The organism is Paenibacillus sp. USHLN196, assembly GCF_037144955.1.
GTDB lineage: Bacteria > Bacillota > Bacilli > Paenibacillales > Paenibacillaceae > Paenibacillus > Paenibacillus xylanexedens_C.
In genome coordinates this window covers 17,819-38,755 of the sequence record NZ_JBBCYH010000025.1, presented here as the reverse complement: position 1 = coordinate 38,755, position 20,937 = coordinate 17,819, and the positions used below count along the sequence as shown (strand labels likewise).

Sequence of the window (20,937 nt, the reverse complement as noted above, 5' to 3'; positions counted from 1 at the left end):
ATGGAACTGATTAGCCAAAAAGTAACGCATATTCGTTTCGGTGAAGGATTTATCGTAAACAAAACAGACAATCGAATCAGCATTCATTTTTCAGATCCGATAGGTCTAAAAGTATTCGTTTTTCCAGATGCTTTTGTACAGTATTTATGGATGGAAGATCATAACGTTCAAGAATATGTGATTAACCAATATTATCAAAGTCAAAAGGAAATTGAAGCTGAGAAACAACGGCAACATCAGCTTCAAAAAGAAGAAGAGGAACGACAAATGGCCGCCGAAATGGCTAGTAAAGCAACAACTCGTAAAGCTGCGGCATTAAAGAGAAAGGCACTAAAAAGAAAGACGTGAGTTTAATCACTGCCGCATGGAGATTAGGCAAGACATTTGCGTTTCAAAATTAAAAGTCCAAATGATCCACATGCATTTATTATGAGTTTTAATTCTGAGATTGTACGTGCAAGGTGCTCATATCCCTGAATGGCCTTTTAGTGCTGTATTAAGATGCGAATTTTGTTATCTAATACGGAAAAATTAATGAGAAAACGAAGAAGTTGATAGCTAGTCGCTAATCTAATAAGAAGAGATTATAGGCATATAATTCACAAAATAGACATAATTTACGGGCCATAACCTCTTGACATGCATGTGATATAATTAATTCATGAATTGATTACTAATGCTTGCCGGTATTTCTTCAGGTAAGAATGTCGCGATGCACAAAAAACATCAACAAAAAAACCAAGTATACAGATAAGTTTTGTGAAATATTTGACTTTATATCTTTACACTAAAAAAGGAAAAAATGCTTTTACTAACTTACTCAACTTTTGAAGATAACTTAAGGAGGGTTCAACTATGAACACTGAATTACCATCGACATCAAAGATTGAAAAACAAAAAATGTTAGAAAAGGCATTGGCGGAGATTGAGCGAACTTTCGGAAAAGGATCTATCATGCGCTTAGGTGAACATTCAACTAATAGAGTAACAGAAACAATTTCAACAGGTTCTATTGGTCTTGATCTGGCATTGGGAATAGGTGGTGTACCAAAAGGTAGGGTGATTGAAATATATGGTCCAGAGTCGTCAGGTAAAACTACTCTTGCTCTCCATGTCGTTGCAGAGATTCAAAAAGTAGGTGGAACGGGAGCATATATAGACGCAGAACATGCATTGGATCCAACCTATGCAAGAGCATTAGGTGTTGATGTTGATTCAATGCTTATTTCCCAGCCTGACACCGGAGAGCAGGCTCTAGAGATCACAGAAGCATTAGTAAGATCTGGCTCTGTGGATGTGATTGTTGTAGATTCTGTGGCAGCTCTCGTTCCTCGTGCAGAAATTGAAGGGGAAATGGGAGATGTCCATATGGGACTCCAAGCGCGTTTAATGAGTCAAGCATTAAGAAAGCTGACAGGTACAATCTCAAAAACACAAAGTATTATCATTTTTATAAATCAACTTAGAGAAAAAATTGGTGTCATGTTTGGTAGTCCGGAAGTAACTTCAGGAGGGCGAGCATTAAAATTTTTTTCCTCTATACGCCTTGATATTCGTCGGATAGAATCCATAAAAAATGGATCTGAAATTGTAGGAAATCATGTACGTGTCAAAGTTGTGAAAAACAAGTTAGCTCCACCATTTCGGATGACTGAGTTTGACATCATGTATGGTGAGGGTATCTCAAAGATGGGAGAACTTATCGATATAGGAATTGAACGTGGATTGATTCAGAAATCTGGTTCTTGGTTTTTTCAAGGAGAATTGAGACTTGGACAAGGGAGAGATTCAGCGAAGAAATATTTTATGGATCATCCTGATGAAGCTAAAACATTAGAAGATGAAATTCGAAAATGGGAGCACGCTTCTGTAGATGATAATGAGAAAAATTCAGTACAGGACAAACATCTATTATTGGATGCTAGGGATGATGTGGCCAAATTGAATAATGATTAAGTTCTGTGTGGGACACAAGATGTTATTCGTTAAAGCTTCTTGTAACTTCTTGATTTCGTGATTGAAGTTCAACTAAAACATCGATTAGTTCTTAAAACATGCGCTATAATAATTGAATTTTTTTGGTTTTGATGTATCTAAATGAACATCTGCAATGAGTAACATTATGAGAGTAAAGGGACCATATGAATAAAGAATATTTTAATGAATCAATTGCAATGAATGAAAATAATAAAGACATCCATGTCCGACAATTACGGAAAGAAAGTTCGATGAAGGATTCTCTACAATTTTATTTAGACAACATAGGAAAAGTACCGCTTCTTTCTAAAGAGGATGAAACAATTTTGGCAAGCCAAGTCAAACAAGGCAATGAAAAAGCTAAGCTGAAATTCATAGAGGCGAATTTGCGTTTAGTTGTCAATATTGCAAGCAAGTATAAATGGAATGACTTGCCTCTTCTTGATCTCATTCAAGAGGGGAACCTAGGTCTAATAAGAGCAGTTGAAAAATTCGATTTTCAGAAGGGTTTCAAATTCAGTACCTATGCGACTTGGTGGATCCGCCGAGCAATAGAACAGGCTATCGTAGAAAAAGGACGGATTATTAGATTTCCAACTCACATTGTTGAATTATTGAGAAGATGGCAAAAAATTTACCAAGTCTTTTTTTCAGAATTTGGTCGTGATCCTACTCTTGAAGAGATGGTACACAAAATGAACATGCCAATGAACAAGATAATTGAAATAAAAAAACTGGCTGAAAAACTAGTTTTGTCTCTAGACTTAGAGGTTGGGGTAGACAAGGATACAAAACTCGGAGACTTGCTTGAATGTACTAACGAAAAAAGTACCGTTAAACTTGTAGAACAAAAATTTCTAGAGGAAAGGATAAACAATGTTCTTCATACTTTGAGCGAGCGGGAAGAAGGTATAATTCGTTTTCGCTACGGATTTGATGACGGAGAATTGCATAGTTTTCAAGAAATAGGTGAGGTGTATGGTGTTTCGCGTCAACGTATTTACCAAATTGAAATTAAAGCATTAAAAAAAATAAGCGAATATTTTCGTGAAGAACGACTTCAGGACTTTCTTGAGGTCTGAGAGTTTGGTATTTAAAGAATTTAATTTATTATAGCAAATTCTAGGGATCTTATGGGGGTAAAACATGAATGGAGTCAAGACAGGAGAAATGGTTTTTTATCCATTTCATGGGGTAGGGCTCTTAAAAGAAAAAGTAACGCGTCCATGTGAAGATAAACAAAAGAATTACCTCAAAGTCTATTTTCATGAACTAAAAATGGAGATTTTCATACCTGTGGACTCGGCTGAACAGAAGGGAATAAGGGCACTGACAAGTCGAGAAACTTTAGAGAAATCAAAAAAACATTTCTTTAAAAAATACAATAAATTACCTCTTCTAGCCTCTGAAAGAAAGAAATCATTGGACCGAAAGCTAAAATCAGGAGAAGTCCTTAACATAATTGAGGTGATTCGAGATTTAGTCTGTGCATCTCAATATGATCTTAGATTAGGTTTCCAGGATAAACAGTTACTTGAAGTAGCAAGTAACTTACTGAAAGACGAATTGATGCATGTTCTCAATTTATCGAGTGAAGAAGTATCTGAAATTCTGAAGCGTACTATTAAGTCAAGATCAAAGAACAAATAATTATTATTGTTATGATCAAAATTGATTTGCTTAACGTATTTGTGCTGAATTTAGGTATCACTAAGTTGCAGTACACTAAGAGAATTTAAAGACAAGGTGGTAAGAAGCACATGAAACGTGTACTTTATGCGTGTATTGAACAAACCATACATTTTCGTTTGAAAGAGGATGCCGAGAGTGAGGTTGCACTACGGACTGTTCGAGCAGAATTAGAAGATTTCAAATCAACTTTACAACGAAAGAAAAAAAAATACAAAATTATTGAGGAAATCCATCAAATCGATGGGTCTATTATTGTGAAAATAAAAAGACAGCACAATAACTATGATTGCGGCAGTTACTTGGACTAGTTAGGCAGTGTCGAGAGTGATTGTTAGTTTACCTGTGTTTTACTATCAACTTAAAGAACGGAGTCTCTCAATAAAATTAAGTTAATCCTTTAGTCAGGGACTCTAAAAAAACTCTCAATATTTTATAACAGGACTATAAATATTCAGTACGAAGAGCAATAAACATTGTACTGAAAATGTGTCTTTAGGTTAATAACCTCCTTTTCCACGTGTCAGATAGTATTTTTCGTGGTATCATACAGGAACAAATGTTCTTGTTTAAAGGAGTAGAGAAAATGTTACCACCAAGACAAAAGTGGCCCAATCATAGTGTTCTGGCCATTGACGCAAAAAGTTTCTACGCTTCAGTTGAGCTATCTGACCGGTCTTTGGATCCATTGAAGACCAAACTTGCTGTAGTCAGCGATTTGTCGAAACGCGGTAGTGTAGTGCTCGCAGCATCACCCGAATTAAAACTCCAACACAATATCAAAACGGGTAGCAGGCTTTTCCAGATTCCTAACCGTGAAGATATCATATTGGCTCAATCCCGTATGGGAAGATATGTAGATGTATCTATGGGTATCATGGATATTTTATATAAATATGCACCATCAGAAGCTATACATGCTTATTCTATTGATGAGTGGATGATTACAATAGATGGTACTGAACATATGCATGGCTCGCATAAACAGGTCGCCATGAAGATTAAGCATGATATATACAAAGTGTTTGGAATTCCTGTAAGTATAGGTTGGGGGCAAAATAAAGTTGTCGCTAAGATAACGATGGACTTAATTGGTAAAAAGAGTGGTTATGCTGAATGTAGTTATGATCAAATTGAAACACTTCTGTGGCCACATTCAGTGAGGGACGTTTGGGGCATTGGAGGTCGATATGCGAGAAGACTCAATGCAATGGGAATCTATACACTGGGTCAATTAGCCCAGAAACCGCTACATGTGCTGCGACAAGAGTTTGGTCCAGCCATGGGAGAACAATTCTATTATCATGCAAACGGATTAGATTATAGTCCTGTTTTTGTTGATCCAATATTGGAGGCTCGTAAAGGGTTTTCCAATGGGATTACCTTCATGACTGATTACTCGTGGGAAGACACAAAAGTAGTTATTCACGAATTATCTGATTTACTTGCTGCTCGGCTTCGCTCTTATCATATGGCAGCTTTTACAGTGAATTTGTCAATGCGTTATACGAGTGATTATAATGGTCGGCGCTTTTCTCAATCGATCACTTTAGCATCCGCGACCAATTTATCCATTCATTTATTCGAAGCCTGTATGACTATGAATTCTAAGAATGAGATACCGGCACCAATTCGACAAATTTCCATGTCAGTAACGAATGTCATTCATGAATCAGAAATCCAGTTGGATTTATTTAGTTGGGAAGAGGATGACAAACAACGGGCTCTTGAATCAGCTTTAGACAAAATAGTAGCCAAATTCGGAACCACAGGAATCTTCCGAGCAACATCACTTACCAAGGCTGGTACCCTTCAAGATCGTGCTAAGAAAATAGGTGGACATTATGAGTAGAGAGTATCCTTTGCCGTATGACCGGGGAAATAAAAAATGGACTTCTCTTTTACTTTCAGAACATCGTGAACGTCTGTTGCAATGGAAAACGAGTCATGGAAAGCAGGAAAGACCTGTTCTTACCCCAGAACGCAGTAACGAGCTTGCATTTCTAATTCAAGAAGCATTTTACGAACAAAGTTATATCACAATAACTTATTTTAGTGATGATGAATATCAACAGTTACATGGCAAAATTAAAAATTGCAGGTTAGATATAAAATCAATTGAAGTAAGTAGTAAAGACGGTCCTGCCAGTATCCTTTTTAGTGACATCATTGATATCCTATAAAGAGATAAAAAAACATAAATTTTGTGCACGTGCCATTTTGATTATCTTTTACGGTTCGCAATTCAAATCATCTGAAAGCAGGGTATATATGATTCTCACAAGGAAAGAGGCCACAGTAATCGAAAAAATCCGCAATCGTAGCACTCGAAAGGAAATTGCTCGCAAACTAGGGATTAGCACGTTCGAGGTAGAGGATATAGTCAATGATCTGGTTCAGCGTTTAGCTATTCAGCGATCGGACAATGTAAAGGAAGAGTGTGAAGTTCTCTTGGACACGTATGAAATTGAGGATAACACTGAGAAAATATCTAAACAAAAAAAGACAATTGAAGTATTAATACCTGAAGGATATGAAGACCACATTAGAAAGCAATATGGGATACTTCCTCGCAGGGAAATTGCAAGACAACTTAATTTGAGTAAAGTAACACTGAATCTTATGATTATGCAGCTTGGGTTAAGGGAGAAGGAGATGCCAGAGCTTCATAATCAGCGCTTTTTCGAGCAGAATGAAGACCACATTCAAAGTGTCAACATTAAAGAAGTATAAAAGACTACACCTAGATTTTAGACTCTCTAAAATCTAGGTGTAGTCATACTCCTCCCAACACCAATTAAACAGAAATGAGATCATCCATACCAAGAAATTGTTGTGTATCAAATGTCTCTTGAAATAAACAACAGACTAAGGAATAGTCCTTGGTCTATTTCAGCTGTGAGAAAGTAAAAATTTAGAATTCTTCTCCGTTACTTTGAATAACTCTCTGATACCAGTAAAATGAATCTTTTTTACTCTGTTCAAGGTTCCACTTCCATCATCATTATGATGAACATAGACGTAACCATAACGTTTCGCCATTCCGGAAGTTAATGAACTGACAATGTCTTTTGCGCTCCTTGGTTGTCTTTTTTGATTTAATTAACAGTATTTTGACGTTCTTCGTCTGTACTTGATGGTGCCTCTGAAAAACTTTTAGCTCGATATCTACAAAACTACACATTCTATCAAGTAGCCTTGATTTAAAGCCTGAAGAACATTGATATAGAATAACATCCCAACTCGTCGTATGGTTAAAATGTCCTAGTTTATTTGTTATTTTTATGTAGGAGGTGAAACAAAATGGCTTTACCTGTTAAAAAAAAATTACTAATTTGGGCCTATAATCGAAGTGTTGAACGAGATAAGTTACACAAAAAGTTCAAGTTCTAAGATAAGTGGTGAGAAACAACCTACCATTCGGACAAGTTAGTTATGAGGAATTGATAGCGATTCGATTAAATAACACCAACGCTACCTATATCTCAGGGCAGAGTTTTGGAATGGATTACCAAGTGAAAAAAAGACGTGCATTGCACGTCTTATCTTATGAATTACTACTTGCGTTTGAACAGATCAGAACAGTCTCGACTGAAACAATGAGACATTCCGGCTCTGTTGGTTCAGAACAAGCTTACAACGAAATCTGGCCATGTTAAAAATACTAAGTTCGTTGTTTCCATAAGTATTCCAAAATTAAGCTAAAAGAGACTATGAATAGATGGTGAGATTACAGTTTAAGGTGACCAATATGTTAAATGTATGTGTAAATTTATAATTTGTCATTTCGGATACCAATATCTTTTATTAGGATATTGCCTTTGGTGGTTTGATCAAAAATAAAACTGATCTTGCCGATCCGTTCGGGCACCAAATTGGTGTTGGCTTTCATAAAATCATTGATATTGAAAGCAAAGTTTTGAAGTATCGGTTCCTTAATCGTTTGGAAAAATCCTAATGGTCGCTTGGCAAGAACTCCTTCAAACATCGGAAGAAGAGGAGAGAAATTGCTAAGTGGCAAACGACTTATGCTTCCATTATTATCTTCAACTGATATCGTTAAGTTAACCAAAGCGTCCGCTGCACTAACGTCTTGCTCGGTATCATGATTAGCGATGGAAAATACAAGAGTGCTTGTGTCAGATATATCAATTCCGGAATTTGGAAATATGACCTTATAAGCGGGCGTGGAAGAAACCGATGTGTTATCCCATTCCAAGAATACCGCACTATACTGCTCATCTGACAGTTCCATTTTTATTTTGTCTTCCTTCCAAACCTTGAGGTTGTCCCCTTCCAAACGTCCGCCGGGCAACGTTGTTGTCCCAGGATCCGAATCTTCTTCATAATTAGTGACGGTGGTGGTTTTTCCGTCCCAGTAATTGCTAATATACATCGTTTCGGGTAACCACTCCTTGCCGTATCCTAGATCTCGAAATACCATCCGGTATGAATCATTGTCCTTCAATGTAGCCTCAAAAAAGGACGATATCAAAACTTCTGCAGCTTGAATTTGTTGTTTCCCAGGAAGGATCTCTGAGTTATTGAACAACATGTTACCTACACCAGCAGCATCGCTTCTACCCCAAACCGTGTTGAATTGACCATGATTCGCACCATAAATGTACACATATGATTTGAAATAATCACTGTTTTCGGTAAAGCGTGTACGATAATACTGATTCGCCCCAACGAACGAATTGATGTCCATGTCTTGAGAGCCATGTAGGGACAAATAATTGATGTCTTGAAGCTCGATGGGTTGTCCACCGGGCTGATACTGCATGTCGGTACCCGCGATTGAGACAAGGGATTTAATATTAAAATGGTAATCAAATTTGATATTTGCATCCTCAGGATATGTTGTCATTTGGTTGTAGGCGGTTGCCGTAGTAATGGCCTCACCCCCTCGGGAATGTCCCATCAATGCAATATGCTGCATATCTACTTTGCCATAGAACGGATTTCCTTTAGACGAGTCCCACATTTCCCACGTTTTTAAATGTTCGAGCAACAACCAACCTCTTGCACGATTTTCACCTTCCAATCCGTCTAAAACAAATAGATCATCATACGGGGAAATATTCAGAAAATTCTCATCAATTGAAGCTAGTATATATCCACGACTTGCCAGTAATTTTCCCAAGTAGGCATACCCGGGATCAGAGAACTCAGTCGCAAGATGGTTACCATGTACAACGAGTACAAGCGGGAAGGGGCCCTCGCCTTCAGGATACCAAACCGTGCCATTTAGTGGCATCGCTTCTGGACCGAAACCAAAGGTGTTTGTACGTCTGGAAGACCAATTGTCGACAAAAGCCGATCCATCCACTGTCTCTGTCGTCAGATGTCCTTGGTTATCAAGATCTTTGCGATAAGTTGAATTGCTTGTATAGGTAATTGTATTTATACGAAATGTACCAGGTTCAGCTGGATTGATCATGGAGCTTGAGTAATTGTCCGCAGTTTTGACGGTTTGTAAAGGATACTGAACTTTAAAGTCGGCAAAACCTTCACTAGTGAGCCAATATCCCAGTACGCAAATGAAAATGAAGACCGCAGCAATTCCAGTGCTTGCCGTTACTTTTACCCACCTTGCGGCTTCGCGATACGAGCCCTTTATGAATCGATAAAGCAGGGCTCCAAGTAAGGAAAAGGAAAAAAGGATGCAAAAAAGGACGGATAACGTTAACGGCAAGGGGCCCAAAAAACTGAGATAGAGCAAACAAATAGAGGCCAGCAGGAACCATACATACCTAGAAGGCATTTTTTTAGCCCAATGCAGCCCGCCAGCAATAAGGCCCGTAACTCCCAAAATGACAAGGATCGATAATACTGTCCCGACGAAGTAGTCCTGAAACCCTCGTGACCCAAGGTAATAGGAAGCTTGCACTAAACAAATAAACAACGTAACAAGTGACACTCCGAAAATAGCTCCTTTCCATCCCAAGTGAAGGGGAGAGTTGCGTGAGAGTGGAATCTTGGATAGTCGTCTTCTGTGTACTTTCTTTTGATTCTTTGAGTTAATGTTAAACATGGTTGTACCGCCTTTCGAGTTATCGCCAGTCCGTTTATGGATGACCTTTACGCTAGAAAAGTCAATGCTAGAAATACTGAACAGTTCTTCGTCGAATTGTATAGCGTGTGAAACTAAGTGTTATGTATCGACCCAATCTCAAATGATGATTGCTTTAGATCAACACCTCCTAACATCCACCATTAATGAACAAAGAGTTTGCGTTTCGGTTAAAGTTTGAACTAAATCGCAAAGTAACTACTATTCATAATTCAGTAGTGTAGAAAGAATAATAGCATTCAGTACTGATTAATGCAAGATAGTGAATTATAAACTGATCTGCAATGCTATTGAAAAAAAGCCAATCAAATAGGAATAGCGAATGGATTAAAGATCTAAGTTAACGAGTTCGCTCCTGTGGTAGTTATGGAAGTCAGGGGGCAACCGATCAACGTGATCGGTTGCTTTTGTTCAACTAACGGGCAGATTAGTATATATAATATCTTTTTCAGCAGTCTTGCGTTTTAAAGTGTAACCTTTTATAATAACAAAGTAACCAAATGTTTAATCGTTTGAATTTATTGAGGTGTAAACATGGAAATTGATCAGAGTAGTATAGAGATACAAAGCGAATTGTTGGAAAAGAAACATGCTCTTCTGCAAGAGATTCGTCAATCCACAGAAATTTTTAAGGCGATGGCAGATCCTATTAGACAAGATATTTTAATGATGTTTATGTTAGTAAAACGAATGAATGTTGCACAAGTTGTTGAGAAATCTCATCTGTCAAGACCAGCAGTCTCCCATCATTTGAGAATTCTTAAGCAAGCAGGTATCCTGAGTTCAACAAAGGAAAGAACCGAGGTTTATTACAATCTTACTTTTGGTGACACGGTTATTGAGCGACTTAAAATGTTAGTACAAAAAGCTGAAAGTTTATTAGATGACCCTGCAAAAGTACATAAATAAAATATAAAAGGCTTTCTTTTTGATCCAATGAAGAAAGCTTTTTATTTAAATCTAATAATCAAATGATTAATCATTTGATTAATATAAAACAAAATTGGAGGCTGCATATATGAATTATGCAAATAAAACAGCCCTCGTCACAGGGGCTTCATCAGGAATAGGGGAGGTTTTCGCAAAGGAGCTCGCCAAAAAAGGATGCAATTTGATAATAGTTGCTCGGTCAGAAAAACCGCTCAATGAAATTGCAAAAAAACTACGAAAGGAATATTCAATTAAAGCTGTTTCTCTCCCGGTTGATCTTTCAGCTGGGAATGCAGCTGAAATAGTGCAACAAAAAGTTGAAAGTTTAGGGTTGGAGGTAAATATTCTAATCAATAATGCTGGATTTGGAACTTTGGGGATCTTCAATGAAATTCCTGCTGCACGTTTGAATCAAGAGATCCAATTAAATATAACTTCCTTGACTGAATTGACTCATAAATTTATTGGCTCTATGATTAAGCGAAATGAAGGTGTTATCATCAATGTTTCTTCGATGACAGCATTTCAGCCGGTACCGTATATGGCTGCATACGGTGCAACAAAAGCGTACGTCCTATCGTTTACGGAAGCCTTATGGGCAGAATATAGAGATAGTGGACTACGTATCGTTGCATTGTGTCCAGGAGAAACGAAGAGTTCATTTCATGCTGTATCGGGTTCTGCGAATTTGAAAAGCAAACGGATGGAGCCAATTGATGTTGTAAATGCAGCATTTAGGGCGGTAGAAAAAGACAGAGGTTACATAATAGCTGGAAAAAATAATTATTTAATGGCCCAATTACCCCGGTTTTTACCACGGAGTGTTGTTGTGAAATTTGCAAAACGTTTATTTCAATCAGCTTTGACCTCAAATAAACGTTAACCTAAGGGGAAACGTTAGCCCAATAATGCGGCATCGTTTCATACGGTTCTTTAGCAAATGGACCGCCAGATATGACTACTCTTTCTGTCAAGGCTCTTACGCTGGGGTAACAATCCTGACTTGGCAGGAAGATGCAATGGCAGAATAGCGTATGCAAGACATGAAAGCAGCTATTGAGATAGGGATCAATTCGAAAACGATGTTATCAAGCTACACGGAATTTGTTTATCGGAAATTCACCTTGCAGTGAAAGTTGTTAGTGCGCCTGAAAAAAAGGCAACATCGTTTTGAAATTTTAATTGCTACTCCTGCTGCGCTGATAACACCAATTTAATGACTTTGTTACAAGAGGAGTTCCGATTCAAAGTTAGTGGCCAACGTAAGTGAATTGATTATGTATCACGAGAACCATGCCAGGAGTAGACCTGGTTTTGAGGCACATGATCCTTTTCTTTCACAAGAATCGTGAAGTCAAACGGAACACGACTGGGTGTTTGTGTTGAGATTTCCAAGTTTTTATAATATGTAACACTTCATATAATAAACAATTCAAAACAAGCCAAACTATAATGGAGAAGCGAATTTATTTTTATAATGATAAATGCATCATTAATGTCTAATTGTCTAATTGAAATGGTACAATGTTCTTGTTTTATCCGTTTGCTCTCCAGCAAGCGGATATTTTAATTTTACAATCAGGAAGACATATAATAGATCTCATTAGCTAGTAGTTAATTGTGTCATATATAACTGAACCACTTGCGCTGACACAGCCTCGATATCGCTGTCTATTTCGTCCAATACGTAGGATTCAAGTACACCCATGGTTGCCATCCCCAAAAACTTCAAAAAAATACGCTTATCGATGATCGGAAGTGTTTCATCATTCAAAGAGAGAAAATTGGTGTTATGTTTGGTAGTCCGGAAGTAACTTCAGGTGGGCGAGCATTAAAATTTTTTTCCTCCATTCGGCTTGATATTCGTCGTATAGAATTCATTAAGAACGGGTCTGAATTAGTAGGAAACCATATTCGTGTTAAAGTTTGTAAAAAATAAGCTAGCTCCTCCATTTCGTATGACTGAATTTGACATCATGTATGGTGAAGGGATTTCAAAGCTGGGGGAACTTATTGATATTGGAATTGAACGTGGGCTGGTTCAAAAGTCTGGATCTTGGTTTTTTAGAGGCGAAATTAGGCTTGGGCAAGGGAGAGATTCAGCAAAGAAGTATTTCATGGATCATCCGGATGAAGCAAAAATTCTTGAAGATGAAATTCAAATGTTCGAGCAAAATTCTTATGATAATAATGAAAGAGATGAAGTGCAGGTTAAAGAAAATTTATTTTTTAATGGAATAAATGAGAAATCAGAAGTAAATGGTGTAGTTATGGATGATAAATATCTTCTTATAACAACGAAAATACGATCTAGGTATAGTGAGAATTAACCATATATCTTTGATATTGATAATAGGGATTAGTGAACAAGCAGTTATGCCTAAAAAAACAAAAGTGATCGAGATCTTGATCCCCGAAGAATACGAAAATTACATTAGAAGTCAATATGGGATAATCCCTCGAAGGGAGATCGCACGTCAACTTAACTTAAACAAGGTGACTTTGAATCTAATGATAATGAATCTTGGATTAGCAGAAAAGGAGCTAGTACAGCATAATAATCATTCAAGCAAAGTCAATAATGAGCATTATCGTCTACATTGAGAAATTGATCAGAAAATAATCATTCGTATACACTTAAGCGATATCACAATTGTTCAATGTTAGTTCCGCATATCAACCACCTAATCAATTAGGTGGTTTTAAAAGATGGAATAGTAATTTCAATAAAGACAGCTGGCTAATTACTAGTTGTCTTTTTGTTAAGGTAATGGGCAACTTAGTTCAATGACTTATAAGGAAAGGATTGTCATAAAAACATACATGTTATAACATGTATGTTATAACATTATTGATATTGATAAATCAAGGAAGGGTGTTATTGAATGAATTTTGAAGAAGCTATTGGTTTTGCAATGACGAAGACGTTAAGAAATATGAACGTACTATTTAACCATGAGTTCAAGCAATATGGAATAACAAGTGAACAATGGATACTACTAAAAAGTTTAGAAGAAAAGGATGGAATCTCTATAAAGGATCTAACCCATAGTGTAGAAAAGGATCAGGCTAACGTAACAAGAATCTTAGATTTATTAGCTAGAAAGGGCTTAGTCAAAAGATGTAATAACCCGAATGATAAACGGTCATCTCTCGTTTTTCTTACGGGTGAAGGGAGTCAACTTACTAAGCATTTGATCCCACTTGATGAAAAAGTTCAAGAATTTGCTTTGGAAGGTTTATCAGAAGAAGAATTATTACAATTTAAAAAATTGCTTTCTCAAATAAATCAGAATGTAAGACAATACTTAGATATTTAGGAGTGGTAAAAACAAATGAATGATAGAATTGTCATGCCAATCTGGATGTTTGGGATATTTATTGTATTAATGAATACCACGATGTTTAATGTAGCTATTCCTGGGATTATTGAAAGTTTTAACATTACAGCAGATCAAGGATCGTGGGTTATTTCAGGATACTCTATTGGCTACGCCTTATCTACCGTTGTATATAGCCGGTTATCAGATAGTATACCGTTGCGAAGACTACTATTAATCGGTTTGAGCATTCTGGGTCTATCCTCGTTATTTGGAATCTTAGCGAAAGACTTTAATACTCTAATGACAGTTCGAATTCTACAATCTGCGGGTGCAGGAACCATGTCTGGTCTTGGAGTGGTGATGGCAAGTCGTTACATACCATATGAGCGACGAGGAAGAGCTCTTAACATGATTTCAACAGGCAGTGCAATGGCCTTTGGATTCGGGCCTATCATAGGAGGCGTTATTAGTCAGTACTTCGGTTTTAACGGCTTGTTCACTATTTCCTGTCTGATTCTTTTGGTACTTCCGGTATTAGTACGTATGCTTCCTAAGGAAGAAACAAAACCTATAAGATTTGATACTTTAGGGGCAATATTAACGATTGTAAATGCAAGTACATTACTAATAGCACTCATGCAAAGATCCCTACTTTGGTTTATTGGAAGTCTTCTATCTTTTGCAGTGCATGTTTGGTATTTACGTAGAGAAAAAAAAGATACATTCATTAATCCAGAACTTTTTACTAGAAAAGAGTACCGAAAATTAACGGCAATTGGATTTTGTATATTAGTATTGAATATGGGTAATCTGTTCCTCATGCCGCTGGCCTTAGCCAATTTAGCGGGTGAGTCGCCAATAACCATAGGACTCATGATTGCACCGGGGGCTATTTTATCAGTAACGATAGGTCGTTTTGTGGGGCAGTGGATTGACCGTTACGGTAATATTACATTTTTGCTTATTGGCCAAAGCGTATTGGTTATTGTAGTAGCTACATTTTCTTTTTTTATACATGTTTCGCCTTTTGTTATTCTCTGTGGTTACCTTTGTTTCTCGCCCTCGTTCTCTGCAACATTGTCTTCATTAAATAATGAGGTATCCCGCATCCTGCCGAAACATTTAACCGGCTCGGGTATGGGATTGATGCAATTAATTCAATTTTTTGGAGGTTCGTTCTCCGTTGCAGTTTGTGGAATAATCTTGACGATGCAAAAGGATATACCACTTGAATTAGCTTATGAAAATGTGTATCGGTTACTACTCGTAGTATGCTTATTTTCTTTGGCCATATCAGTGTATTATAAACAAGCAGCAAGTAAACCTAAGAAACAGTCTCAGATGACAAAATGATCATAACTTCACATGGAGAGACCCAAAAATTTAATACCCAACTAAAACGAAAGCTCAACAAATCCAACAAAGCAGCTGACCAACGTGATCAGCTGCTTTTGTTCAGCTAACGGGAAACATTAGTTCAAAAAAAGCGATTTGTTGATTGCTCTTTTTCTTTAGCTAACAATACATCAGATAGGTAAAAGACCAAGAACATTGTTCTTGGCCTTTGTTCTAGTAAGATCAGGGATCTATAGTTCCTCACCGTTGCTTTCAATAACGCGTTGATACCAATGAAATGAATTTTTTTTCAATCGGTTTAAGGTTCCGCTTCCGTCATCATTTTGATCAACATAAACAAAACCATACCGTTTAGACATTTCAGATGTAGATGAGCTGACGATGTCAATGGCACTCCATGTTGTATAGCCGAGTAGATCAACTCCGTCTTTGATGGACTCTTTCATTTGTTGAATGTGTTCTCTGAAATAGTCAATCCGGTAATCATCATGAATTTGTCCATTCTCGTCAACTTGGTCAAGAGCGCCTACACCGTTTTCTACGATAAACAATGGCTTTTGATATCGGTCATAGAGCTGATTTAAGGAGTAACGAAGTCCGATCGGATCAATCTGCCATCCCCAGTCTGATGCTTTGAGATGTGGATTTTTAAAACCACCAACGAGGTTCCCTGCAGTCTGTTCGAGATGTTCAGGATCTGAACTGGAAATAAGGGACATATAGTAACTGAAACTCACAAAATCAACCGTACCAGCTTGCAGAGTAGCCTCATCCCCTTTTTCAAAAGTTACTTGAAAGTCTCGCTCAGCAAAGTAGCGTTCCATGTAGCTAGGATAATATCCACGTGCCTGAACATCAGTGAAAAAGAAATTTCGATATTGGTCATCGTGAACCATTTTCATAACATCTTCGGGTTTGGATGTAGCCGCGTAAGTTGTAAAGCGGGCGATCATACATCCTACCTGTGAACCTGGGATTAATTCATGTGCTAACTGAACTGCTAATGCACTGGCTATGAACTGATGGTGTACTGCCTGAAAGCAATCCTGCTCAAAATGTTCTGAACGATCCTTTAATAAACCTACACCCTTAAAGGTAGAAAATACAGATGCATTGATCTCATTGAAAGTAATCCAGTATTTTACCTTTGAGTATCTTTTAAATAAAGTTTCGGCATATCGTACATAGAAATCAATGAGTTTGCGATTTTTCCAACCACCATAATGTTCGACTAGGTATAGAGGCATATCGAAGTGGGAAATGGTTACAAGTGGTTCAATGTTGTGCTTTTCAAGTTCAGCAAGAACACTATCGTAAAAAGCTAATCCAGCCTCATTAGGGGTCAATTCATCTCCTTGCGGGAAGATTCTTGACCAACTAATAGAGAAACGAAATACTTTGAAGCCCATTTCAGCAAACAACGCGATGTCTTCTTTATAGTGATGATAGAAGTCTATTCCGTATCGCTTAGGATAATTCTCAGCGGATAAATCCTTTTGAGCTGCTGCAAGGATCTCGTTATTTATTATTTTGTGATTATTGATTGCTTTGCGATTTAAGTTTTTGTTATAAGGAGTAACATCACCGACTGATAGTCCTCTGCCATCTTGATTAAAGGCACCTTCTGCTTGGGAAGCAGCGATGGCTCCACCCCATAAAAAGTTCTCTGGAAAATTGTTTTTCATGTTCATTTACCTCCATACCATTATGTTAAAGAATAATTGACAAGATGTGTTCACCCTGAGAGACTGTACCACTATTACGGGTAGGTAGAACATCAAGGAACTCCATTGTATTGGTAATAATCACAGGTGTGATAGTTGGAAATCCAGCTTTACGAATGGCTTCAATATCAAACTCGGCTATGAGTTCTCCTGCCGTCACTTTTTGCCCTTCATGTACAAGCACATTAAAATGTTGCCCTTGTAATTTAACAGTATCCACGCCGATGTGTATCAAAAGTTCGACTCCATCATTGGATTTAAGAGCAATGACATGCTTAGTTCGGAAAACAGTTTCGACTGTTCCATCAAAAGGCGCAAACACTTTGCCTTCGGTTGGCTGGATAGCGATCCCCTTACCCATAGCTTCCTCTGCAAATGCAGCATCTGGTACTTCATTGAGAGGAATAATTTCTCCTTTAATAGGACTTTCTACTGGAATTGAAACTTTAGAAGAAGGGATTGTAGCCTTTTCTGTTATTGTAGTTTCTTCCTTCTTCTCTATGTTCTCAACGATGTTATCCTTTTTTGCTATCCCGAAAAAGTATGTCCCAACACATGCAAGCGTTGCAGAAATGATTACGCCGATAATAATGTACACAAAACTATCTGCTTCAAAAATAGGTAAAGTAAACAGGCCTGGAGGTGCATATGCTGTTGATTTAGCGTTGAAAAAGTATAGGAAGGCCGAACTGACTGCTGAAGCGCCGAGTGCAATGAAAAACGGTCTTTTATATTTCAAGTTAACCCCATACATCGCTGGCTCTGTGATCCCTAAAAAAGCCGGGAAAGATGTGGAGGCAGCTAATGATTTAGCTGATTTGTTCTTAATTGCAAAAAATACTCCCAGAGCAGCGCCTGCTTGTGCCATGTTAGCTGTCAAAGCACTTACCAATATATAAGATGAACCTGTTTGTGCTATTTCTTGAATTTGCAATGGTGCCAGAGCATAGTGCATTCCAAGCATAGTTAGTAGTGAACGAGTAGCACCTAATAAGATTGCAGAAAATACGCCTCCAGTTTCATAAAACCATTGAATAAATTCAGCAAGTCCTTCCCCTATATATGTGCCCAATGGTCCAAGAACGATCAGCTGTAAAGGAACCATTACAAGAATGACAACCATTGAAGTGAAAAAGATTTTCAGGAAGTGGGGCATGATTTTATCTACTTTACGATGGATGTAACTCATCACCCAAACTGATAGAATTATCGGAATAACTGACGATTTGTAATTTACAAATAGTACAGGCAGAGTAAATAAATCTAATGATTTAATCCCGGTTTCTGAGATAGCTTTTGCACCATCCATGATAGTCGGATACATATAGGCTCCTGCTAGTGCAAGAGCGATGTATTCGTTAGTTTTAAATTTTTTAGCAGCGCTTACAGCAAGGAAAAATGGAAGGAAATAAAATACTAAGTCACCGATCATATTGAGAAATATAACGATGTTTGATTCATTTTCGAGCCAGTTAAAATTGACCATTATTGAAGTTGCTGCTTTGGTAAGACCACAAGCAACGAGAACTGGCAAAATAGGAGAAAATACTCCTGCTATAGTTTCAATCACAGCATTAACGGAGCCTTTGAAACCTAATTTTGACTTTTTACTTTCCTGATCATTTGAACTAGGAACATTAACCATGTTACTAAGCTCATCATGAACGGACTTTACTCTCGCACCAATTACAATCTGTGTTTGACCGCTTTGATTCTGAGCTTTCAGAACACCTTGAAGTTTGCTAATTGATTCTAAGTCAGCTTTTGAATCATCTTTCAAATTCATTCGAATTCTTGTTGCACAATGCGTCAAATTGGAGATGTTTTCTTCACCGCCGACTTTTTGAAGAATACTCTTCGCGAGCTCCTTGTCTTGCATAGTGGTTCCCCCTTGTTACTTAGTAAGGATTGTTTTTAGCATAAAAAAAGCCCAAAAGCAGCGTAAATACTGCCTTTGGGCATGCCTGATCGAGTCAGTAACAATCCATAGAATGCACTATAAATCCTTTTTTTTGTTTTGTAAAGCCCCTTAGAAATCTCTCGCTTCTTGCCAATCAGGATAGTTATTACGTCATTTCCATTCTTTGATATTGATATGAGTTATGGATGTTGACATTAATAATAAGCGATGATATTCTCTAAATTAGCTAGGATTGTTACTGACTCGATCAGGCGTGCCCTATGCATTTAATTCACACACAAAAGTCTATTTGGTGTCGAGTTAAATGATAGGGCTTTTTTATTTTCGTAAAAGAGAGGGATATATCCAATGCGCGTGAAAAAAGTATTTAATAACAATGTTGCTTTAGTTGTTGGCCATAACAATAAAGAAATAATTGTTATGGGAAAAGCCATTGGATTTCAGAAATACCCTGGTGATCTTATTGACGAAACTGTGATTGAAAAAACGTTTGTTTTGGAAACTCTAAGTAATAATGAGAGGTTGATTAGCCTTTTCAATGAGATTCCTTCTGAGGATATTGATCTGGCCCATGAGTTAATTGAAGAGGGCAAGAAGGTATTGGGAACATCACTTAATGAAAATATAATTATTGGGCTTTCTGATCATATAAGTTTTGCATTAAAGCGCGCGAAAGAAGGGTTATTCATATCAAGCCCTTTGGAGTGGGAAGTCAGGCAGGCCTACCCGAAGGAATATGCCTTTGGTAAATATGCTACTTCTCTAATTGCAGAGAAGACAGGAACTAAGCTCCCTGATTCCGAGATTGCCCTCATCGCGTATCACTTCGTAAATGCTCAAATGGAACTGGGATCGTCGATGGATAATGATTTAATGCGTAGTGTGCTAATTAAAATATTGGATATTGTACGATATCACTTTCAAATTGAACTGGATGAAGATTCACTGAATTATGCAAGATTCGTGACGCATCTCCGGTATTTTATCAAGCGTCAGACAAACGGTGAAAAATTAACTAGTAGTGATCATTTATTATATGATGTGGTTAAAAATAATTATCCAAAGGCATTTCAGTGTGCGTTGAAAATCAAGCGCTTTCTTTCGACAAGTCATGAATGGGAGTGCACTAATGATGAGTTGTTGTATTTAACTGTTCATATTCAGCGAGTAAGTAATCGTACAGAATGAGAGTTATATTATTGGAAAATGATATTTATTTCTTCTAATGAAGACTTAGCTCTTATAATGAAGGGTAATATGGATTTTGGATAAACTATAAGGTAAATTGCTCTATTAGGGAAAGGATCTCGATATATTGAGGTCTTTTTTGTTATAGAAACATTAATATGAACCACATAATGAAATTTTCTGTGCTTGTTGACAGACTCTAAAATGAGAGAAAGATGTTCTTCATACTGCAAAAGATTAGTTGAACTGTTGCAGATGCTCAAGAAGAAAAATGTTTACGGCATCATTTTTGTAGCCTCTACCTTGATCGCGTAGGAGCTGGGTCAGTTGGCCAAAGATTATAGCATTGTGCAATGCTCGGAATACGAACAGAACGCATACAGTGTCTCGGTCGATAATAGCAGGCAGCCTTTAACGCAGTTCCCCATCTCTTGTCGCTTCATTACACGATGCGCTAACCAAAGTATGAGCTTGGAAGAACAGCAATGGAGGCACTACTCAAAAGCTTGCAGGGAGAAGTGATCGTGAACAATAAGTTTCTGTTGCCGCATGAAATCGTCATTCGGCAGTCTATGGGAAGGTTTCCTGCACCCCTCCTATTTGTTGATGAAATGAAAATAAATCTATTCGACTACTAAGATGTGATAATTGATCTAGAAGTGAGTATTCCGGAGAAGGATAACAGAAAGGATACTATGGAATATACGCAGAAGTCTGAATTTACTTACATAAATATAGTATGATAGCAGCTGA

At 37.4% G+C, this 20,937-nt stretch carries 18 protein-coding genes and 1 pseudogene; 15 read left to right on the top strand and 4 right to left on the bottom strand.

The genetic code is table 11. The features are described 5' to 3' along the window. The 8 genes from WFI24_RS32375 to WFI24_RS32340 all read left to right on the top strand — a co-directional run bounded on the left by WFI24_RS32375 (position 1) and on the right by WFI24_RS32340 (position 6,399). Positions 1–348: a hypothetical protein gene (locus WFI24_RS32375; RefSeq protein ID WP_336765942.1), complete on the top strand. Its 348-nt coding sequence runs from the start codon at positions 1–3 to the stop codon at positions 346–348. A 507-nt stretch (positions 349–855) separates the two neighbouring features. Continuing rightward, a complete protein-coding gene (gene recA, locus WFI24_RS32370) occupies positions 856–1,956 on the top strand; it encodes a recombinase RecA (RefSeq protein ID WP_336765941.1) in 1,101 nt (366 codons plus the stop codon). A gap of 185 nt (positions 1,957–2,141) precedes the next feature. After that, a complete protein-coding gene (locus WFI24_RS32365) occupies positions 2,142–3,059 on the top strand; it encodes a sigma-70 family RNA polymerase sigma factor (RefSeq protein WP_336765940.1) in 918 nt (305 codons plus the stop codon). A 64-nt stretch (positions 3,060–3,123) separates the two neighbouring features. After that, positions 3,124–3,627: a CarD family transcriptional regulator gene (locus WFI24_RS32360; RefSeq protein ID WP_336765938.1), complete on the top strand. Its 504-nt coding sequence runs from the start codon at positions 3,124–3,126 to the stop codon at positions 3,625–3,627. Between the two features lie 110 nt (positions 3,628–3,737). Beyond that, positions 3,738–3,977 (top strand): hypothetical protein, encoded by a 240-nt coding sequence (locus WFI24_RS32355; RefSeq protein ID WP_336765937.1) that lies wholly within the window; start codon positions 3,738–3,740, stop codon positions 3,975–3,977. A gap of 254 nt (positions 3,978–4,231) precedes the next feature. Beyond that, positions 4,232–5,518 carry a Y-family DNA polymerase gene (locus tag WFI24_RS32350; RefSeq protein WP_336765935.1) on the top strand — a complete coding sequence of 429 codons (1,287 nt, stop codon included), beginning with the start codon at positions 4,232–4,234 and terminating at the stop codon, positions 5,516–5,518. Next, positions 5,511–5,849 carry a YolD-like family protein gene (locus tag WFI24_RS32345; protein ID WP_336765933.1) on the top strand — a complete coding sequence of 113 codons (339 nt, stop codon included), beginning with the start codon at positions 5,511–5,513 and terminating at the stop codon, positions 5,847–5,849. Before WFI24_RS32350 ends, WFI24_RS32345 begins: the two co-directional genes overlap by 8 nt. Positions 5,850–5,937: 88 nt before the next feature. Beyond that, on the top strand, positions 5,938–6,399 hold the full coding sequence (locus tag WFI24_RS32340) for a hypothetical protein (protein WP_336765932.1): 462 nt from the start codon (positions 5,938–5,940) through the stop codon (positions 6,397–6,399). Positions 6,400–6,580: 181 nt separating this feature from the next. Here the strand turns inward: WFI24_RS32340 and WFI24_RS32335 are convergent. Continuing rightward, positions 6,581–6,735 (bottom strand): annotated as a pseudogene (locus WFI24_RS32335) (family 1 glycosylhydrolase); the annotation flags it as partial. A gap of 703 nt (positions 6,736–7,438) precedes the next feature. Next, positions 7,439–9,589: an MFS transporter gene (locus tag WFI24_RS32330; protein WP_336765930.1), complete on the bottom strand. Its 2,151-nt coding sequence runs from the start codon at positions 9,587–9,589 to the stop codon at positions 7,439–7,441. Positions 9,590–10,276: 687 nt separating this feature from the next. Between WFI24_RS32330 and WFI24_RS32325 the strand changes: the two genes are divergently transcribed. From WFI24_RS32325 to WFI24_RS32300, 6 genes are all read left to right on the top strand, one after another. Next, a complete protein-coding gene (locus tag WFI24_RS32325; RefSeq protein WP_336765929.1) occupies positions 10,277–10,651 on the top strand; it encodes an ArsR/SmtB family transcription factor in 375 nt (124 codons plus the stop codon). Positions 10,652–10,760: 109 nt separating this feature from the next. Next, a complete protein-coding gene (locus WFI24_RS32320) occupies positions 10,761–11,555 on the top strand; it encodes an SDR family NAD(P)-dependent oxidoreductase (protein ID WP_336765927.1) in 795 nt (264 codons plus the stop codon). Positions 11,556–12,464: 909 nt separating this feature from the next. Next, positions 12,465–12,611, top strand: a complete 147-nt coding sequence (locus WFI24_RS32315) for a hypothetical protein (protein ID WP_336765926.1) — start codon at positions 12,465–12,467, stop codon at positions 12,609–12,611. Further along, positions 12,589–13,002 carry a hypothetical protein gene (locus WFI24_RS32310; RefSeq protein WP_336765925.1) on the top strand — a complete coding sequence of 138 codons (414 nt, stop codon included), beginning with the start codon at positions 12,589–12,591 and terminating at the stop codon, positions 13,000–13,002. The genes WFI24_RS32315 and WFI24_RS32310 overlap by 23 nt, the downstream gene beginning before the upstream one ends. 555 nt (positions 13,003–13,557) lie before the next feature. Further along, positions 13,558–13,992, top strand: a complete 435-nt coding sequence (locus tag WFI24_RS32305) for a MarR family winged helix-turn-helix transcriptional regulator (protein ID WP_336765924.1) — start codon at positions 13,558–13,560, stop codon at positions 13,990–13,992. Positions 13,993–14,007: 15 nt separating this feature from the next. Beyond that, positions 14,008–15,348: an MFS transporter gene (locus WFI24_RS32300; RefSeq protein ID WP_336765923.1), complete on the top strand. Its 1,341-nt coding sequence runs from the start codon at positions 14,008–14,010 to the stop codon at positions 15,346–15,348. 233 nt (positions 15,349–15,581) lie between these two features. On the opposite strand, the gene WFI24_RS32295 is transcribed toward WFI24_RS32300, so the two are convergent. Together WFI24_RS32295 and WFI24_RS32290 are read right to left on the bottom strand one after the other, a co-directional pair. After that, positions 15,582–17,042 carry a glycoside hydrolase family 1 protein gene (locus tag WFI24_RS32295; RefSeq protein WP_336765922.1) on the bottom strand — a complete coding sequence of 487 codons (1,461 nt, stop codon included), beginning with the start codon at positions 17,040–17,042 and terminating at the stop codon, positions 15,582–15,584. A gap of 19 nt (positions 17,043–17,061) precedes the next feature. Beyond that, positions 17,062–18,954 (bottom strand): beta-glucoside-specific PTS transporter subunit IIABC, encoded by a 1,893-nt coding sequence (locus WFI24_RS32290; RefSeq protein ID WP_336765921.1) that lies wholly within the window; start codon positions 18,952–18,954, stop codon positions 17,062–17,064. A gap of 390 nt (positions 18,955–19,344) precedes the next feature. On the opposite strand from WFI24_RS32290, the gene licT reads away from it, so the two are divergent. Next, positions 19,345–20,184, top strand: a complete 840-nt coding sequence (gene licT, locus WFI24_RS32285) for a BglG family transcription antiterminator LicT (RefSeq protein ID WP_336765920.1) — start codon at positions 19,345–19,347, stop codon at positions 20,182–20,184. Positions 20,185–20,937: the final 753 nt, after the last annotated feature.

Bases quoted from the DNA above. Each gene is read 5' to 3' on its own strand.
- WFI24_RS32375 (WP_336765942.1), top strand. From the start codon at position 1: ATGGAACTGATTAGCCAAAAAGTAACGCATATTCGTTTCGGTGAAGGA.
- recA (WP_336765941.1), top strand. From the start codon at position 856: ATGAACACTGAATTACCATCGACATCAAAGATTGAAAAACAAAAAATG.
- WFI24_RS32365 (WP_336765940.1), top strand. From the start codon at position 2,142: ATGAATAAAGAATATTTTAATGAATCAATTGCAATGAATGAAAATAAT.
- WFI24_RS32360 (WP_336765938.1), top strand. From the start codon at position 3,124: ATGAATGGAGTCAAGACAGGAGAAATGGTTTTTTATCCATTTCATGGG.
- WFI24_RS32355 (WP_336765937.1), top strand. From the start codon at position 3,738: ATGAAACGTGTACTTTATGCGTGTATTGAACAAACCATACATTTTCGT.
- WFI24_RS32345 (WP_336765933.1), top strand. From the start codon at position 5,511: ATGAGTAGAGAGTATCCTTTGCCGTATGACCGGGGAAATAAAAAATGG.
- WFI24_RS32340 (WP_336765932.1), top strand. From the start codon at position 5,938: ATGATTCTCACAAGGAAAGAGGCCACAGTAATCGAAAAAATCCGCAAT.
- WFI24_RS32325 (WP_336765929.1), top strand. From the start codon at position 10,277: ATGGAAATTGATCAGAGTAGTATAGAGATACAAAGCGAATTGTTGGAA.
- WFI24_RS32320 (WP_336765927.1), top strand. From the start codon at position 10,761: ATGAATTATGCAAATAAAACAGCCCTCGTCACAGGGGCTTCATCAGGA.
- WFI24_RS32315 (WP_336765926.1), top strand. From the start codon at position 12,465: ATGTTTGGTAGTCCGGAAGTAACTTCAGGTGGGCGAGCATTAAAATTT.
- WFI24_RS32305 (WP_336765924.1), top strand. From the start codon at position 13,558: ATGAATTTTGAAGAAGCTATTGGTTTTGCAATGACGAAGACGTTAAGA.
- WFI24_RS32300 (WP_336765923.1), top strand. From the start codon at position 14,008: ATGAATGATAGAATTGTCATGCCAATCTGGATGTTTGGGATATTTATT.
- WFI24_RS32295 (WP_336765922.1), bottom strand. From the start codon at position 17,042: ATGAACATGAAAAACAATTTTCCAGAGAACTTTTTATGGGGTGGAGCC.
- WFI24_RS32290 (WP_336765921.1), bottom strand. From the start codon at position 18,954: ATGCAAGACAAGGAGCTCGCGAAGAGTATTCTTCAAAAAGTCGGCGGT.
- licT (WP_336765920.1), top strand. From the start codon at position 19,345: ATGCGCGTGAAAAAAGTATTTAATAACAATGTTGCTTTAGTTGTTGGC.